At 69.0% G+C, this 16,801-nt stretch carries 19 protein-coding genes; 5 read left to right on the forward strand and 14 right to left on the reverse strand.

Annotation, left to right across the window (positions count from 1 at the left end):
• Positions 1-62: 62 nt before the first annotated feature.
• Genes VHD82_RS26710 through VHD82_RS26720 form a run of 3 tightly spaced genes read right to left on the reverse strand, consistent with a single transcriptional unit; the run spans position 63 to position 3,887 of the window.
• Positions 63-917, reverse strand: a complete 855-nt coding sequence (locus VHD82_RS26710) for a xanthine dehydrogenase family protein subunit M (RefSeq protein ID WP_325709676.1) — start codon at positions 915-917, stop codon at positions 63-65.
• Positions 914-3,352, reverse strand: a complete 2,439-nt coding sequence (locus VHD82_RS26715) for a xanthine dehydrogenase family protein molybdopterin-binding subunit (RefSeq protein ID WP_325709679.1) — start codon at positions 3,350-3,352, stop codon at positions 914-916. Before VHD82_RS26715 ends, VHD82_RS26710 begins: the two co-directional genes overlap by 4 nt.
• Position 3,353: 1 nt before the next feature.
• On the reverse strand, positions 3,354-3,887 hold the full coding sequence (locus VHD82_RS26720) for a (2Fe-2S)-binding protein (protein ID WP_325709682.1): 534 nt from the start codon (positions 3,885-3,887) through the stop codon (positions 3,354-3,356).
• Between the two features lie 214 nt (positions 3,888-4,101).
• Between VHD82_RS26720 and VHD82_RS26725 the strand changes: the two genes are divergently transcribed.
• The gene (locus VHD82_RS26725) at positions 4,102-4,506 is read left to right on the forward strand and encodes a hypothetical protein (RefSeq protein ID WP_325709685.1); all 405 of its coding nucleotides are present in this window, start codon (positions 4,102-4,104) and stop codon (positions 4,504-4,506) included.
• Here the strand turns inward: VHD82_RS26725 and VHD82_RS26730 are convergent.
• Both VHD82_RS26730 and VHD82_RS26735 read right to left on the reverse strand, forming a co-directional pair.
• Positions 4,439-5,551, reverse strand: coding sequence for an XdhC/CoxI family protein (locus VHD82_RS26730; RefSeq protein WP_325709688.1), 1,113 nt, complete (start codon positions 5,549-5,551; stop codon positions 4,439-4,441). The two genes, VHD82_RS26725 and VHD82_RS26730, sit on opposite strands and share 68 nt — an antisense overlap.
• The gene (locus VHD82_RS26735) at positions 5,544-6,647 is read right to left on the reverse strand and encodes a vWA domain-containing protein (protein WP_325709691.1); all 1,104 of its coding nucleotides are present in this window, start codon (positions 6,645-6,647) and stop codon (positions 5,544-5,546) included. Before VHD82_RS26735 ends, VHD82_RS26730 begins: the two co-directional genes overlap by 8 nt.
• Positions 6,648-6,836: 189 nt before the next feature.
• On the opposite strand from VHD82_RS26735, the gene VHD82_RS26740 reads away from it, so the two are divergent.
• The 4 genes from VHD82_RS26740 to VHD82_RS26755 are packed head-to-tail and all read left to right on the forward strand — an operon-like array spanning position 6,837 to position 9,918.
• Positions 6,837-7,286, forward strand: a complete 450-nt coding sequence (locus tag VHD82_RS26740; RefSeq protein ID WP_325709693.1) for a hypothetical protein — start codon at positions 6,837-6,839, stop codon at positions 7,284-7,286.
• On the forward strand, positions 7,283-7,894 hold the full coding sequence (locus tag VHD82_RS26745) for a DUF3558 domain-containing protein (RefSeq protein ID WP_325709696.1): 612 nt from the start codon (positions 7,283-7,285) through the stop codon (positions 7,892-7,894). The genes VHD82_RS26740 and VHD82_RS26745 overlap by 4 nt, the downstream gene beginning before the upstream one ends.
• A gap of 2 nt (positions 7,895-7,896) precedes the next feature.
• On the forward strand, positions 7,897-9,168 hold the full coding sequence (locus VHD82_RS26750) for a WXG100 family type VII secretion target (protein WP_325709698.1): 1,272 nt from the start codon (positions 7,897-7,899) through the stop codon (positions 9,166-9,168).
• Positions 9,169-9,171: 3 nt separating this feature from the next.
• Positions 9,172-9,918, forward strand: coding sequence for an ESX secretion-associated protein EspG (locus tag VHD82_RS26755; RefSeq protein ID WP_325709701.1), 747 nt, complete (start codon positions 9,172-9,174; stop codon positions 9,916-9,918).
• Positions 9,919-9,928: 10 nt separating this feature from the next.
• Here the strand turns inward: VHD82_RS26755 and VHD82_RS26760 are convergent, their stop codons facing one another.
• The 9 genes from VHD82_RS26760 to pcaH form a co-directional block, all read right to left on the reverse strand.
• Positions 9,929-10,549: a hypothetical protein gene (locus tag VHD82_RS26760; RefSeq protein WP_325709704.1), complete on the reverse strand. Its 621-nt coding sequence runs from the start codon at positions 10,547-10,549 to the stop codon at positions 9,929-9,931.
• 199 nt (positions 10,550-10,748) lie between these two features.
• Positions 10,749-11,615 (reverse strand): MoxR family ATPase, encoded by an 867-nt coding sequence (locus tag VHD82_RS26765; RefSeq protein ID WP_325709997.1) that lies wholly within the window; start codon positions 11,613-11,615, stop codon positions 10,749-10,751.
• Between the two features lie 12 nt (positions 11,616-11,627).
• Positions 11,628-12,191, reverse strand: a complete 564-nt coding sequence (locus VHD82_RS26770) for a nucleotidyltransferase family protein (protein WP_325709707.1) — start codon at positions 12,189-12,191, stop codon at positions 11,628-11,630.
• A complete protein-coding gene (locus VHD82_RS26775; RefSeq protein WP_325709710.1) occupies positions 12,184-12,972 on the reverse strand; it encodes an IclR family transcriptional regulator in 789 nt (262 codons plus the stop codon). The genes VHD82_RS26770 and VHD82_RS26775 overlap by 8 nt, the downstream gene beginning before the upstream one ends.
• A gap of 11 nt (positions 12,973-12,983) precedes the next feature.
• Complete coding sequence (gene pcaC / locus VHD82_RS26780) at positions 12,984-13,364, reverse strand: 4-carboxymuconolactone decarboxylase (RefSeq protein ID WP_325710000.1); 381 nt, start codon at positions 13,362-13,364, stop codon at positions 12,984-12,986.
• Positions 13,365-13,417: 53 nt separating this feature from the next.
• The gene (gene pcaD, locus VHD82_RS26785) at positions 13,418-14,191 is read right to left on the reverse strand and encodes a 3-oxoadipate enol-lactonase (protein WP_325709713.1); all 774 of its coding nucleotides are present in this window, start codon (positions 14,189-14,191) and stop codon (positions 13,418-13,420) included.
• Positions 14,188-15,522 carry an adenylosuccinate lyase family protein gene (locus VHD82_RS26790; protein ID WP_325709716.1) on the reverse strand — a complete coding sequence of 445 codons (1,335 nt, stop codon included), beginning with the start codon at positions 15,520-15,522 and terminating at the stop codon, positions 14,188-14,190. The genes pcaD and VHD82_RS26790 overlap by 4 nt, the downstream gene beginning before the upstream one ends.
• Complete coding sequence (gene pcaG / locus VHD82_RS26795; protein WP_325709719.1) at positions 15,515-16,060, reverse strand: protocatechuate 3,4-dioxygenase subunit alpha; 546 nt, start codon at positions 16,058-16,060, stop codon at positions 15,515-15,517. Before pcaG ends, VHD82_RS26790 begins: the two co-directional genes overlap by 8 nt.
• Positions 16,060-16,800: a protocatechuate 3,4-dioxygenase subunit beta gene (gene pcaH / locus VHD82_RS26800; protein WP_325709722.1), complete on the reverse strand. Its 741-nt coding sequence runs from the start codon at positions 16,798-16,800 to the stop codon at positions 16,060-16,062. The genes pcaG and pcaH overlap by 1 nt, the downstream gene beginning before the upstream one ends.
• Position 16,801: the final 1 nt, after the last annotated feature.

The following is a 16,801-nucleotide window of genomic DNA, read 5'->3' on the forward strand; positions in this document are numbered from 1 at the left end:
TTCGTGGAAAAGGCACCTCCCGGCACCTTACGCCGGGTGGGTGCCTTTTCGCGTGGGGCCGGTTACCCGCTCATCGCCGCGGACACGGCCCGGCCGGTCAGCACCCTGGCCAGTTCCTGCCGGTACTCGACGTCCGCGTTGCCGTCAGGCGTGGGGTTGGTTCCTTCGGCGGCGTGGGCCGCGGCCGAACGGATGGCCTCCGCGGTCGCGGCCTGACCGACCAGCGCCTGCTCGACCGACGAAGCCCGCACGGGCACCGACGACATGTTCGTCAGCGCGATGCTGGCCTCGGCGATCGTGTCGCCGTCGGCGCGCACCGTGACTGCCACGGCGACCATCGACCAGGCCTGCGCGACCCGGTTGAACTTCTCGTAGTGCGCCCGCCAGCCGGTGTGCTTGGGCACCCGGACCTCGACCAGGATTTCGTCCGGTGCCAGCGAAGTGGTGAAGAAGTCCTGGAAGAACTCCGCCGCCGCGACGGTCCGGCGGCCGCCCGGCCCGGCGATCACCATCTCCGCGTCCAGCGCCAGTGCCGGGGCCAGCAGGTCACCGGCCGGGTCGGCGTGCGCGATCGCGCCGCCGAACGTGCCGCGGTGGCGTACCTGCGGATCGGCCACCGTGTCCGTCGCCCTGGCCAGCAGCGCGGCGTGCTCGGCGACCAGGTGATCGCGCTGCACGTCGTAGTGCGTGGTCATCGAACCGATCACCAGCGCATTGCCGTCCTCGCGCACGCCGCGCAGCTCGGCGATTTTCCCGAGATCCACGATCGTGGTGGGCGCGGCGAGCCGCATCCGCAGCACCGGCAGCAGGCTCTGCCCGCCGGCCAGCACCTTCGCGTCCTCCCCGGCTTCCGCGAGCGCCCGCACCGCTTCGTCCACTGTGGACGGAGCGGTGTAGTCGAAGGCAGCGGGAATCACTGTGCACCTCCAGAAGCGTCGATGGAACCGAGTCCGCCACCTGCCTCGCCGCCGAGCCCGCCGGCGGCCTGCTCGCCGCGGTGGATCGCGGCCCACACCCGCATCGGCGAGCACGGCATCTCGATGTCGTTGACCCCGAGATGACGGACGGCGTCGATCACCGAGTTGACCACGGCCGGGGTGGAGGCGATGGTGCCGGCCTCGCCGACTCCCTTGACACCCAAGGGATTCGTCGTGGACGGCGTCTCGGTGCGGTCGGTGGTGAAGCTCGGCAGATCCGCGGCCGACGGCAGCAGGTAGTCGGCGAACGTACCGGTGGTCAGCGTGCCGCTCTCGTCGAACACGGCCTCCTCGAACAACGCCTGCGCGATGCCCTGCGCGAGGCCGCCGTGCACCTGACCCTCCACGATCAGCGGGTTGACCACGGCACCGACGTCGTCCACGCAGACGTAGGACCGCAGCTTCACCCGGCCGGTCTCGGTGTCCACTTCGGTCGCACACAGGTGCGTGCCGTGCGGGAAGGAGAAGTTCTCCGGGTCGTACACCGCATCCGAGTCCAGCGAGGGCTCCACCCCGTCGGGCAGGTTGTGCGCCAGGAACGTCGCGAACACGACATCCTGAATCGTTGTCGACTTGTCGGTACCGCGCACGGTGAACTTGCCCTGGGCGAACTCGAGGTCGTCGGGCGAGCATTCCATCAGGTGCGCGGCTATCGTGCGTGCCTTCGCGACCACCTTCTCGGCGGCCTTCACCACCGCGATCCCGCCCACCGCAAGGGATCGCGAGCCGTAGGTGTCCAGGCCCTTCGCCGAGGACTGGGTGTCACCGTGGATCACCTCGACGTCCTCGAACGCCACGCCAAGCTGATCGGCGACGATCTGGCTCCACGCCGTCTCATGCCCCTGGCCGTGCGCCGAAGACCCGGTGATCACCTCGACCTTGCCGGTTGGCAGCATCCGCACGGACGCGGATTCCCAGCCGCCCGCGCCGTAGTCGAGCGAGCCGAGCACCCGCGACGGCGCGAGGCCGCACATCTCGGTGAAGGTGGAGATCCCGATGCCCAGCTGTACCGGGTCACCCGCGTCGCGGCGTTCCTTCTGCTCGCGCCGCAAACCGTCGTAGTCGAACAGCTGCATGGCCTTGTCGGTGGCGGCCTCGTAGTTGCCCGAGTCGTACGTCAGCGTGGAAACCGTGGTGTACGGGAACTCCTCGTGCTTGATCCAGTTCTTCCGCCGCAGCTCCATCGGCTCGATGCCCAGTTCGGCGGCGAGCTCGTCCATGATCCGCTCGATGCCGAACGTGGCCTCCGGCCGCCCCGCGCCACGGTAGGCGTCGGTCAGCGTGGTGTTGGTGAACACGTTGGTGCAGGCGAAGTGGTACGCCGGGATCTTGTAGATCGCGTTGAACATGAACGCGCCGAGGATCGGCACGCCCGGCCCGACCAGGCCGAGATACGCACCCATGTCGGCGAGCAGTTCGACCTTGAGCCCGGTGACGGTGCCGTCCCGTTTCGCGGAGATCGTGATGTCCTGGATCTGGTCCCGGCCGTGGTGCGCGGCGAGCATCGTCTCCGAGCGGGATTCCGTCCACTTCACCGGTTTGCCCAGTTTCCGGGCCACGAGAAGCGACATGGTCTCCTCGGGCAGCACGGCGATCTTGCCGCCGAACCCGCCGCCGACGTCCGGCGCGATCACCCGCAGCTTGTGCTCGGGGATGCCCAGCGTCAGCGCCGCCATGGTCTTGAGAATGTGCGGGACCTGGGTGGCCGACCACATCACGATCTGCGCGCCCGTCGGGTCCACGACGCAGGAACGCGGCTCCATGAACGCCGGGATCAGCCGCTGCTGGCGGAAGCGCCGCTTGACCACGACCTCCGCACCGGAGATGGCTTCCTCGACATTGCCGCCCGAGCCGGCTTCGCCGGAGTCGAACACCCACAGCGCGTTCTTGTTGGTGCCCAGCTCTTCGTGCACCAGCGGAGCGCCTTCGGCGAGCGCGTTCTCCAGCCCGAGGACAACGGGCAGCCCCTCGTAGTCCACTTCGATCGCTTCGAGCGCGTCCTGCGCTTCGGCCTTGCTGCGCGCGGCGACCACCGCCACGCCTTCGCCCGCGAAGTTGACCTGCTTGTCGGCCAGGATCGGGCGGCGCGGCGACTTCATGTCCGGCGTGATCGGCCACGCGCACGGCATACCGATACTGCTGTCGGGGTCGAGATCGGTCGCGGTGAACACCGCCACGACGCCGGGACGCCGCTTCGCTTCCGACACGTCGATGCTGTTGATCCGCGCGTGCGCGAAGGGGCTTCGCAGCACGGCGAGATGCAACAGGCCCGGGAGCGTCATGTTGTCGGTCCAGCGGGTGCGGCCGGTGATCAGCCGCGCGTCTTCCTTGCGGGTACGAGCCTTGCCGACCTCAGGCTCGATTGTCGCGGTCATCTCATTCGCCCCCGCCCGCGATCGCGCTCGGCGCCCGGGTTTCGGACATTCGCTCCGCTTCGGGGCCCGCGCCAGGGCTCATGTGGTCGGCAGCGTCCCGCACCGCGCGCACGATGTTCTGATACCCCGTGCAGCGGCACAGGTTTCCTTCCAGGCCCTCGCGCACGGCCTGTTCGTCCGGGTCCGGGTTGTCGGCGAGCAGGTCGATCGACTGCATGATCATGCCCGGGGTGCAGAAGCCGCACTGAAGGGCGTGGTTGTCGTGGAAGGCCTGCTGCACGGGATGGAGCTGCCCGTCGCGCGCGAGGCCTTCGATGGTGGTGACTTCGCACCCGTCGGCCTGCACCGCGAGCACGGAACACGATTTGACGCTGTGCCCGTCGAGATGCACGGTGCACGCGCCACAGTTGCTGGTGTCGCAACCGACGACAGTGCCGACTTTCCCCAACGTCTCCCGCAGGTAGTGAACAAGCAACGTCCGAGGCTCGACATCGTCGGTGTACTGGGTGCCGTCGACGGTGACGGTGATGCGCATGAGGCCTCCAGTGTGGTGGGAGAGCTGGGTGATCGGCTTCACAACCGAGCCTGCTACTTCTGTCGCGATCGGACAAGTCCTGCTCAGCCGGGCTCTCCGGGCGGTTTCCGCGGCTGCGTGCCCAGTGCTTGGTTTTCCCCGAATCTGCGGACCACGACCGCGGATGGAACCACAGGAATTCCGCGATCGTCACACGAATGTGGAACAAGTTCTGGTGGGCGAGAGTCTGCGGATCGCGCTGGCCACCGGGCAGATCCGGCGCCCGCTGCACGAAACGCTGCGCCCGATGCTGGCGGCGCTGGCCGAAGGCGGGTACGAGCTGAGCGGCCCCGCGCCGCTCTACGACGACCGGCAGCTCGTGGCCAGCCGCGACTGGCCGGATGCCGAAGCCGGCCGGGTCGCCTACTACCGCCGCGGCGTGCGCTCCGGGCTGCGCCCGGTCGCGGTCCTGCTGTGCGGGCCGGATGGGGATCTGGTCCTCGACGGGCACCACAAGATCGTTGCGTACCAGGCGGAACGGCTCGCGCCCGCGGTCATCCGGATCGTGCCGGTCAACCGTGGATGCGACCCGAAAGCTCCGCCAGCCGCCGGCCGCCACCGCCCCACCGCAAGGCGATGATCTCGGCGGCGATCGAGACCGCCGTCTCCTCCGGGGTGCGGGCACCGAGGTCCAGCCCGATCGGTGAGGCCAGCCGGTCCAGTTCCGCTTCGGTCATACCGACCTCGCGCAGCCTGTCCAGCCTGTCGTCGTGGGTGCGCCGTGAACCCATCGCGCCGACGTAGCCGATGTCGAGGCGCAGCGCGACCTCCAGCAGCGGCACGTCGAACTTCGGGTCGTGGGTGAGCACCGCGACCACTGTCCGGCGGTCGATGCGGCCCGCTTCGGCTTCGGCCTTGAGGTAGCGGTGCGGCCAGTCCACGATCACCTCGTCGGCGTCGGGAAACCGGCTGGCGGTGGCGAAAACCGGGCGCGCGTCGCACACCGTGACCTGGAATCCCAGGTATGACCCCATCTTCGCCATCGCGGCCGCGAAGTCGATCGCGCCGAACACCAGCATCCGCGGCGGGGGTTCGAAGGAGTTCACGAACACGGCCATGCCCTCGCCGCGCCGCTCGCCTTCGAGCCCGTAGTGCAGGGTCGCCGTGCGGCCGGTGGCGAGCAGGCCGCGCGCGTCGTCGACCACCGCGTCGTCGACACGGGCGCTGCCGAGCGTGCCCTCGGTGCGGTCCGGCCAGACGATCATGTGCCGCCCGACCCGGGTGGTGTCCTCGTGCTGGATCACCGTCACGACCGCGACCGGCTGTCCTTTGTGGACGGAATCGACGACCTCGGCCAGCTCCGGCATGGTCTGCTGGTCCACGCGCTCGACGTAGATGTCGATGATCCCGCCGCAGGTGAGCCCTACGGCGAAGGCGTCGTCGTCGCTCACGCCGTAGCGCTGCAGCACGGGCTTGCGCTCGGCCACGACCTCCTGCGCCAGCTCGTAGACCGCGCCCTCGACGCAGCCGCCGGACACGCTGCCGACGACCTCCCCGTCTTCGGCGACGAGCATCGCGGCTCCCGGCGCGCGGGGCGCCGAGGAGAACGTGGACACCACCGTGCCCAGTCCGACGGTTTCCCCGTCCGACCAGCGTTTGTAGAGCTCGTCAAGTACGTCATGCATCACGTATCTCCACCAGCAGTCGTTCCAGGGTGGCCAGGCTGTGCCCGGCCAGCAAGCGATCGATGTGCGGAAGGGCCGCCGCGATGCCCGACTGCACCGGAGCGTAACCGTCACGGCCGGCGTGCGGATTCACCCAGAATACGGCGTACGCCAGCCTGCGCAGGCGCGTCAGCTGTTCGGCGAGCAGACCCGGGTCGCCGCGTTCCCAGCCGTCGGAAAAGATCGTGACCACCGCGCGGCGGGCTATTCCGCGCTGGCCCCAGCGGTCGAGGAACACGCGCAGGGTCTCGCCGAGCCGTGTGCCACCGGCGAAGTCCGGTACCGCTTCGCCGGCCGCGAGCATCGCGCGTTCGGGGTCGCGCTGGCGGAGCTGACGGGAAACACGCGTGAGGCGCGTACCGAGGGTGAACACCTCGACACTCGCGGGCGCCTGCCGCACGACGACGTGCGCGAAGCGGAGGAGCGAGTCGGCATAGGGGCTCATCGAACCGGAAACGTCAAGCAGGAGCACGACTTTGCGGGGCCGGGTGGACTTCCGGCGATAAGCGAGGCGGACGGGTTCGCCACCGCCCGCGAGCATCCGGCGGAGCGTGCGGTCCGGGTCGAGCGCGCCCGTCTTGCCGGGGCGCTGCCGGAGGGATTTCCGCGTCGGCGGGACGGGTTTGAGCACCGCGAGCAGCTCACGGAGATGCCGGCGCTCGGCGGCGGTGAGTTCGGCGAGGTCCCGCTGGCGAAGCAACTCGGCGTCCGTCGCGGCGACGCGGAGTTCCTCGGATTCGACCTGGGTATCGCCACCTTGGCGCTCCTCGCCGGACATGGCCGCCATCCGCGCCTGCTTCTCGCGCGGCACCGTCACGGGCTTCGGCGCGGGCGGCTCGGCCGTGAACCACTGGGCGAAGGCGTCGTCGTAGCGCGCCAGATCGTCCGGATCCGCGCAGAGCGTGATGCGGCCCGCCCAGTACAGCTGCCCGACGTCACCCACGTCGACCCGCTGGACCGCGTCGAGGTACGCCTGGACCCGCTGCGGCCCCGCCGGCACCCCGGCCTCACGCAACGCCGTGGCGAAGCCGACCAGGCCGGACAGAGGGTCGTTCATCCTTCCATTGTGACTCGCACCGCAGAGTCTCTGTCGAACTTCCCCCGCACGGCCCCGGCTCCGGTTCGACGTTAACACTGTTAGCCCAGCTCACGGCGGTTGATGTTCGCCGATATCACCCCGCGGCGGCGGAACCGTCCGCTAGGCTCCTGCATCGGAGGGTCACGAGCCGGTAGCGGGGAGGCAACAGTGGTCGAGGCGAGCGACGGTGGGGGCTTCTGGTCGGAGGTCAGCGCCGGGCCGAAGCAGGGGTCGTACAGCACCTATGGCCAGAACGACACGGTCGGCGCCCTCCTCGCGGCAACCGGCGCCGGCGGCGGGTTCGAGTTCCCGAGCGTCGAAGAGATGAACGCGGTGCTGGGGATGTGGAAGGACCGGCAGGCGAGCATCCTGCAGAAGAAGAACGTGATCGATACGGCGCGGCGCAATCTCACGCAACTGGCGGGCGACACTGAAAGTCAGGGTTACCTCCGACAGGCTCGGGATTCCTTGGACCTCCTGGCGTCACAGCATGAATCGATGCTGGCCTACGTACAGAATTACGTCCAAAAACTCACGGATGCCACAAACGCGAAGCAAACAGACGAAGAGACCAATACCGCCGCACTCAAGAGCGGCCAGGAGAGCACCGGCGCATGAAATCCAACCGTCGTCTGACCGCCGCAGCATGCATGTTAGCGCTGTTGGCCGCCTCCGCATCGGCTTGCTCAAACACGACCCAGGGAACACCCAGTGCCGCGACGAGCAGTGACGAGAACCCCTCGTCGGCGGTACCTACGGTCGCCCACCCGCTCGACCCGTCGTCCTACGTCGGCAAGCCCTGCGACCTGGTGCCCCAACAACTGGTCTCACAACTCGGCTACTCGGATCCGACGCCGAGCGATGCGAACAGCGCGCTGGGACCGGGGTGCGGCTGGATCGATGTTCGGACCAGTCAAGGCAAGAACCTCAACGTCAGCGTTCAGATACTCAAGGGCAAACGCAATGGCGGGATCGCAAGCGTCTACAAGACAAAAGACGCAGGTGGTTACGATTTCGTCGATCCTACAGAGGTCTCCGGGTATCCGGCCGTGTTCGCCGATACCCAGGATCGGCGGCCAGAAGGAGACTGCAATCTGTTCGTCGGCATTGCGGATGACCTGACCTTCGGAGTTGCCGCCGACGGATACCAAAACGAACAGGATTCGTGTGGCGCGGCAACGCAGGTCGCTGCTTCCGTGATCACCACTCTGCAGGGGGGCTCCTGAAGATGGACGGAACCGAGATCTACAACAACTTCACGGCCGGCAACTCGGAAACACTACAAGCAGCATCTGAGTCCATCCAGCAGCTCGCCGACGGTTACAACGAGGAATTCAACGCCATCAAAGCCCTTCAGGCACGCATGAACGCCGCCTGGACGGGAAGTTCCGGGGACGCCGCGAACGCGGGCGCGAACCCTCTCGCGCAGGCATTCGACGACTCGCGCGGGCCATTGATCGAAACGCAAGGATCGATGCAGGCCCAGTCCGACGTTTTCGAGGCCTCGAAATCCAAGGTCGTCCCCGTACCGCCGGCGCCGGAGAAGCCGAGCGGCTGGTCGGTGGGGCTCAAGGCGGCGATCCCGATCGTCGGGCCGTCGATGGCGATCGGGGACGTCAAGTCCTATCAGGACGGCGTCGCCAAGACCAACGCGGCCAACGAGAACAACGTCCGGGTGATGGACCAGTACAGTTCGGTAACCGGGGACACCAAGGGCATCATCCCGATGGACTACAAAACCCTGCCCAGCGACGGAGCCACCATCGGCCTCAAATCGCAGTCCGTGGGCACGATCGGCACCAGCACGTCCCGGTACAACGACAACACCAACGCCTCCTCCGCCACCACGCAGCCGACCGGGGGCAGCCTCGGCGGCGGGCCGGTCAGCGCGGCGCCGAACCTCAGCGGGTCCAGCCCGGTGACCTCGTCCAGCCCGGTGACCACGGGCGGCACGAGCGGCAGCGTCAGCCCATTGCCCAACCTGCCCGGCAACACGCCCACCACAAGCAGCCCCACCAGCTCCAGCAGCTTCTTCCCCGGCGCGACTCCCGGCTACGGCGGCACGAGCGACGAGACACAGCGCACCGGCCGGAGTCCGGGCCGGGGGCTCACGAGCAGTGGCGGTAGTGCCGCGAACCGGTTGTACAGCAACGAATCCGAGGGCCGCGGCGGTAGTGCGGCGAAAGAGGGCCGCGGCAGCAGCTCCGCCAAGGAGAGCATCAGCCGTGGCGGAGCGGCCGCCGGGGAGAACGCCCGCGAGCTCGGCGCGGGGAAGAACACCGGCTCCGGCAAGTTCGCCAGCGCGGCGGCGGCCGAGGAAGCGGCCGCGAGCCGCAGTGCGGCCAAGGGCAGCAGCGGGTCGGCGATGGGCGCGGCCGGTCAGCGCGGCAAGGGCGAGGAGGACGAGGAGCACCAGCGTCCCGACTACCTCCTCGAAGCGGACCCGGACTCGGTATTCGGCAGCGACGTGCGCGCGACCCCGCCGGTGATCGGCGAGTAGCGCATGCCCGTCGTCGGAACCGGTTACCTCTCCCTGCCACTCGCGGCGCTCGCGGGCGCCGTCGAGCAGGCGAAGGCGGGCACCCTGCATCTGGTGCTGCGCCCGGAGCCGGTGTGGCTCAGCGACGAGGAGAAGCTCGCCGCCCGCCAGGAACTACAAAAGTCCTTACAGGAAGCCAGTTTGCTGGATCGCAACGGCCGGCTGGACGTCGATTTCCTCGACTGGCTCCCGTTGTTGACCACCGCTTCGATCGAGTACTACGGCTGGGTCAACGACGGCCGGCGCACCTACGGCATCCTCGCCGCCGCCCGCGGGCTGCAGGGCATCGTCGCGATCCGGGTAGGGGACGGGATCGCGCTGAAACCCGTCCACCGCGAGCACCTGGCGGACGCGCTGATGGCGGAACTGCCCGAAATGCGGCCCGGCGGCGGGCGCCCGTTGACGATCCGGGTCGCCGATCTGGAGGCCGTCACCCGCGAGGATCGCATCCCCCGCTGGGACGTCCGCGACCTGGTGAACGTGCTGCAACGCCCGGTCACCGGCACGGGCGAGCTTTATGCCGCCCGCCGCGACGACCTCAACCGCTACCACCGGCTCGAACTCCCCCTGCACTACGCGGACACGGACTGGGGCCGCTACCTCAACTACACCACCGGCACCGGGAGCGACGCGGAAGTCCACCTCGCCCCCGGCAGCCCGGCCGCGCTCGTCGAGCACCTGCTCCGGCTGGAACAGACCCTGCCGGGCTAGCGCCGCCTCGTCATTTCGTGATCATCGCATTACCGAACGCCGCCTGGTAATAGCCGCCGGTTCCGCGCGGGTTGACGAGCGTGCATTTGATCGTCACCTGCACCGCACCGTCCAGGGAAACCGAAAGATCGGCGGGCTTGGACAGGGAAAACTGGAAATCGTCACCGAGCTGTCTGCCGTCTTCGGCGGTCACCCGGATACTGCTGGGGTAATTCGCCTTGGCCGCGCTCCCGGATTCGTTGTTGTCCAATCCCACGCGGGCCTTCAGCCAGTTGTACCCGGCCACCGCATACGTCACCGACGTCCCGCCGGTGCTGCAGCCGAGGGTGAAGCTGTTGGGATAGGACTCGGTCCCGATGGTCACCGCCCGCGGCGAGTTCACGCTGTTCGTGTTCAGTGCCGTCAGATCACTGAGCAGCTCGGACTGCACGCCGGCGGATTCGCCGGTCGGCTGTGCCGACGAGGGGGTCGAAGGAGGCTGCGCGCGCAACGAGCTGTTCTCCGCGGCGAGCTGGTTGTTCTGGTCCTTCAAACGAGCGTTTTCACCCTGGCTCACCGACAGATCCGCGCTCTGGGACTCGGCGGTCGCCTGGGCCTTGTTCTTCTGGACGTTGATTTCCGCGGCGGCCACGCCCAATCCCGCCGTCGCCAGCGAGGTGACAGCGGTCAGCAGAGTGAGCCATTTCTCGAGTGGGGTTCGCGGTCGTTTTCCCGAACGTGTTGTCTGCGCCGTGTTGGGTTTTTCGTCAGTGACCGGGCTGCGCTTCATTCGCCCTCAGTCGTGAAAAGACTGACGGGTGTTACCAGGTCTCGGCATCGGCGACAACGGCTCAGGCCAGTAGCGCGTCCAGCTTCGCGCGAACCCGGTCCATGTCCTCCGTGTACTTGAGCACCGCGCCTAGGGTGCGAGCCGCTGTCTCGGCGTCAAGCTCGTCACGGCCCAGCGCCACCAGCGCCTGCGCCCAGTCCAGCGACTCCGCGACGCCGGGCGGCTTGAGCAGCTCCAGCTCACGCAGCCGCCGCACCGCTACCGAAATCTGGGTGGCGAGCGCTTCCCCGATGCCGGGCAACCGACGCCGCAGGATCGCGATTTCCCTTGCCAGATCGGGATGTTCGAGCCAGTGGTAGAGGCAGCGGCGCTTGAGCGCGTCGTGCACCTCGCGCGTGCGGTTTGAGGTCAGTACGACCAGCGGCGGCTGCTCCGCCCGCACCTCACCGAACTCCGGGATGGTCACCGCGTTCTCGTCGAGCAACTGCAGCAGGAACGCCTCGAACTCGTCGTCCGCGCGGTCGATCTCGTCCACCAGCAGCACGCACGGGGACTCGGTCAGCGCCCGCAGCAACGGCCTGGCGAGCAGGAACCGTTCGGTGTAGAGCGACTGCTCGGCGGCGTCGACGTCGAGCGTCTCGCTGCCCGCCTCCAGCGCGCGCAGGTGCAGCAGCTGACGCGGGAAATCCCATTCGTACAGCGCCTGTGCCGCGTCGATGCCTTCGTGGCACTGGAGCCGGATCAGCGGCAGTTCGAGCGACTCCGAAAGCGCCACCGCGAGCGACGTCTTCCCGGTGCCGGGCTCCCCTTCGCAGAACAACGGCCGCTGCATGCGCAGCGCGAGGAACGCGGCGGTGGCCACACCGTCGTCGGCGAGGTAGCCGGCGCGCTCGAGCGTCGTGGCCAGTTCTTCGGGCGAGTTGACCATCACACACCCACCCTAAGGCCTCAGGTCGGCAGGCGTGTCCACGTCGGTGCCGCTTCCCAGGTCCGAGCAGTCGACCAGGTTCAGGTCCGTCCTGGTCTTGAGCCAGTCGCGGGCGCCACGGTCACCCTGCGCCGACTCCGCGATCGCCGACCACCAGCGGCGGCCGAACAGCACCGGATGACCGGGCTCGCCGTCGTACGAGGCGCGCGCGACGACGTCCGGCGACGAGTGTTCGAGCATCCGCCGGAGCACTTCGGGCGTCACCCCGGGCAGATCCACCAGGTGCACCAGCACGGCATCGGCCTCCGGCAACGCTCGCAGCCCCGCCCGCAACGACGCGCCCATGCCTGTCGCCCAGTCCTCGGCGTACACGGCGATCGACGGGTCCGGCAACAGCGCTCGCGCATCCTCGGCCTGCGCGCCCAGCACCACTCGGATCGGCGCGCAGCCGGCGTCGGTGAGCACGCGCAAAGCGCGCAGCAGCAAGGGTTTCCCCTCGAGTTCGACCAACGCCTTCGGCCGGCCGAACCGGCGGCCCGCGCCCGCGGCGAGGAGCAGGCCCGCTGTGTCAGCCACGACGGGCCTGCGCCGGCGCGACGGCGAGATCGTCCTCGATGCGCTTCGCCGCGGCCAGCAACGGCGGCAGCATCTCGTCCCGCACCGATTCGCGCGTGGTGCGGCTGGCATGTGTGGACACGTTCATCGCGGCCACCACGGCACCGGTGCGGTCGCGGACCGGGGCGGCGACCGAGCGCAGCCCCTCCTCCAGCTCCTGGTCCACCAGCGCCCAGCCCTGTTCACGCACCTTCGCCAGCTCGTCGCGCAGCTGAGCCGGCGAAGTCAGCGTGTGCGCGGTCAGCCTGTCCAGTTCGGCCTGTTCGAGGTACTTCGCGAGCCCGTCGTCGTCGAGTCCGGCGAGCAGCACGTGGCCCATCGACGTGGCGTGCGCCGGAAACCGGGTGCCGACGCTGATGGTCACCGTCATGATCCGCGAGACCGCCACGCGCGCGACGTACACGATGTCCGCGCCCTCCAGGACCGACACCGAACACGATTCGTGCACCTCGGCCGAAAGCCGTTCCAGGTGCGGCTGCGCCACTTCGGGCAGCGTCATCCCGGACAGGAACGCGTAACCCAGCTCCAGCACGCGCGCGGTCAGCGAGAAGTACTTGCCGTCCGTGCGAACGTACCCGAGGTCGACGAGCGTCAGCAGGAACCGCCGGGCGGCGGCCCTGGTCAGCCCGGTCACCCTCGCCACGTCGGACAGCGTCAGCTCCTGCGCACCGGCGCTGAACGCCTTGATCACCGCCAGCCCGCGCTCCAGCGACTGGACGTGGTGTGCGCCGCGCTCGTCCATACGGGGTGATCCTACTGCTCGTCCATTTCGGCCAGGGTCCGCTGCGCCAGCGCGAAGGCCGCGTTCGCCGCCGGCACCCCCGCGTACACGCCGGTGTGCAGCAGCACCTCGCCGATCTCGTCCGGGGTCAGGCCGTTGGTGATCGCGGCCCGCACGTGCATCGGGATCTCGTTCTCGCAGTGCAACGCCGTCAGCACGGCGAGCGTGATACAGCTGCGGGTCTTGCGGTCGAGACCGTCCCGCGTCCACACCGAACCCCAGGCGGCGCGGGTGATGTACTCCTGGAACTTGTTCGTGAACTCGGTGGTGTTGGCGACCGCGTGGTCGACGTGCGCGTCGCCGAGCACCTCCCGCCGGACCTTCATCCCGGCTTCGTAGACCTCGTCGCTCACTGCGGCCTCCTTGTCGGACGGCGTGGTGTTGGCCGGTTCGCTCGCAAGCTCGCTCACGCCGCCCCCTTCAGATGCTCGATGATCAGTTCGTTGAACCGCGCGGGCTGCTCGTAGTTGCCAAGGTGCGCGGCCTGGTCCACCACCTCGAACCGGGCGCCGCGCACCCCGTCGGCGATGACCCGGCCGTGGTCCGGCGGCAGCGCCTTGTCCTGCGCGCCGGAGATCACCAGCGTCGGCGCGGTGACCTTCGGCAGCTGCGGCACCAGGTCGAGGTCGGCGATGGCCTGGCAGCAGGACGCATAACCCTCGGCCGGGGTGCTCGCCGTCATCTTCCGCAGTTCCTTGGCGCGCTCGGGGTTCGCGTCGATCCAGGGCTGGGTGAACCAGCGGCCGATGCTGCCTGCGGCGATGCCGTCCATGCCCTCGGCGCGCACCTGCTTGACGCGGTCGAGCCACATCTGCGTGTTGCCCGGCTGGGCCGAAGTGCAGCACAGCACCAGGGCGCGAATCCGCTCCGGGGTGTTCTCGGCCAGCCACAGGCCGGTCATCCCGCCCAGGGACAGGCCGACGAAATGGGCCGAGGAAACACCGAGGCCGTCCAGCAGGGCCAGCACGTCGCCGCCGAGGTCCTCGACGCCGTACGGACCGGCGGGCACCGGCGACTCGCCATGCCCTCGGGTGTCGTAGCGGAGTACGCGGAAACCGTTGTCCACCAAGGGTTTCACCTGCGGTTCCCACATGTGCAGGTTGCTGCCGATGGAGTTGCTCAGCACGACGACCGGACCGTCGTCCGGGCCGTCGAGCACATGGTGCACAGCGGTGGTCACACCTGTTCCTTTCTCATCGCGTGTGCGGTCAGTGCGCGCTCGACGAACACCGACGCGCTGCCGAGGTACTCCGCGGGATCGAGCAGGGCGGCGATCCGCGCACGGCTGAGTTGCTTGCCCACCAACGGGTCCTCCGCGAGCAGGTCGGCCAGCTCACCCTCGCCGGCGAGCGCCCGTTTGGTGCATTCGGTGACCGCGTCGTGCGCCGCGAGCCGCCCGGTTTCCTTCGCCAGCTCGGTCGTGACACGTTCGGACAGCAACGCACCGCGGGTGACGTCCAGGTTGTGCCGCATCTGGTCCGGATAGACCTGCAGCCGCTCGAAACTGGTGCGCAGCCAGTACGCGGCCGATCCGGTGCTGCGGAACAGTTCCGTGAACGGGCGCCACTCCGCGTGCCAGGAGCCCGCGGCCCGCTGGTGCTCGTGCGCCATGGCGCCGAGCAGCGTACCGACGAGGCCGGGTGCCTGCTGCGCGGCGGCTTGCGCGGCGACGGCGGCGACGGGATTTCGCTTGTGTGGCATGGTGGACGAGCCACCACTGCCTTCGGCGACCTCGGCCAGTTCCGCCACTTCGGTCTGCGCGAGCAGCACGATGGTCCGGCCGATCCCGGCGATCACCCCGGACAGTTCACCCAGCGCCCCGGCGAGCTCGGCGATCCGGCTGCGCTCGGTGTGCCACGGTAGCACCGGCTCGGCCAGCTCCAGGCGGCGGCTGAACGCGGCGAGCACGGCCGGGCCCTGCTCGCCGAGCGACGCCAGCGTGCCGGTGGCCCCGCCCAGCTGCGCGGAAAGGCGTGTCGCACCAAGGCGTTCCGCGGCAGCGTCCAAACCGGACAGCCAGCCTGCGGCGGTGAACCCGAAGGTCACCGGCAGAGCCTGCTGCAACAACGTCCGTCCCGCTTGGACGGTCGAGGCGTGTTCCCGCGCGAAGCGAGCCGCCAGGTCCGCGCACGCTTCGACCTCCTCCAGCAACGGCTCCAGCGCGCGCTTGGCGACCAGCATCGCGGCGCTGTCCATGACGTCCTGGCTGGTGGCGCCGAAATGCACATACCGGGCCGCGTCACCGCCGACCTTCGCGGTCAGCTCACGGACCAGCGGCGCGGCCGGATTGCCGATACCGACGGACTTCGCCCCGATCTCGGCCGCGTCGAAGTAGCCCTCGCGGGCCGCCTCGGCGATGCGGTCGGCGTGCTCGCGCGGGATCAGTCCGGCGTCGGCCTCGGCGCCGGCGAGCGCGGCCTCCACGTCGAGCAGGGCGCGCAGCCACGCCGCGTCGCTCACTTCGCCGCGCACCGCGCCCGCCGCCAGGACGGGATCGAACAACTCAGACATCGAAGAAGACTGTCTCGCCTTCGCCCTGTAAATGCACGTCGAAGCGGTAACCGTCCTCGGTCTTGGTGGCGATCAGTGTGTCGCGGCGCTCCGCCGGTACCGACGAGAGCACCTCGTCGGCCGCGTTCGCCTCGGCGTTCTCCGGGAAGTAGATCCGCGTGACCACGCGGTTCAACATGCCGCGACCGAACACCGAAACGTCGATGTGCGGGGCCTGCTTGCGTCCGTCACGGCCGGGAACCACGCCCGGCAGCAATGTCCGGATGCCGTACGTGCCGTCCGGCTCGGTGGGACACCGGCCGAACCCGCGGAACCCGGGGAACCGGCCGCGCGGGTCGTCGGGGTGGTCGAAGCGTCCCTCCGGGTCCGCCTGCCACGTCTCGATCAGCGCGTCGGGCACCGGCGCGCCCGCGCCGTCGAACACGGTGCCCCGGATCCACACCGCACCGGGCACGCCTTCTTCGACGACGGCGCTGCCGTCCGGCCAGGGCAGGCCGATCGCCAGGTACGGGCCGACTGTCTGCGAGGGGGTGGTCATCAGTCCTCGTCCTCCTCGTCCTCGAACACCGACGCTTCCCGCCCGCGCACCACGATGTCGAACTCGAACGCCAGCGCCCAGTGATCCATCGTGCGGCTCATGTCGAACTTCGAGATCATCCGCTGCCTGGCCTTCTCGTCGGGCACCGAGTTGAAGATCGGGTCCTGGAAGAACAGCGGGTCGTCCGGGAAGTACATCTGGGTGACCAGCCGCTGCGTGAACGCCTGGCCGAACACCGAGAAGTGGATGTGCGCCGGGCGCCAGGCGTTGTCGTGGTTCTTCCACGGGTACGCGCCGGGCTTGATCGTGGTGAACTCGTAGCGGCCCCGCGAGTCGGTGAGCGCACGGCCGAGCCCGGTGAAGTTCGGGTCGAGCGGGCCGGGCCACTGGTCGCCGATATGCCGGTAGCGGCCGGACGCGTTGGCCTGCCAGATCTCGATCAGCGAGTCCGGGATCGGCCGCCCGTCGCCGTCGAGCAGCCTGCCGTGCACGATGATCCGCTGCCCGATCGGCTCGCCCTCGTGCTGCACCGTCAGGTCGTTGTCGTGCTCGCCGAGCCGGCCGGGGCCCAGCAGCGGGCCGGTGACCTCGGTGAGCATCTGGGGCAGCAGGACCAGTCGCTGCTTGGGATGGCGCAGCTCGGTGGACCGGTAGTGCGCCGAGTTCATCGGCGGATGGGTGCCCTCGGGATCCCGCCGGTACTGCGGCAGGATCAGCTTGTCGCTCGTCGGTGCTGCCATA

This window comes from Amycolatopsis sp. (genome assembly GCF_035546795.1).
In the GTDB taxonomy this organism is placed as follows: domain Bacteria; phylum Actinomycetota; class Actinomycetes; order Mycobacteriales; family Pseudonocardiaceae; genus Amycolatopsis_E.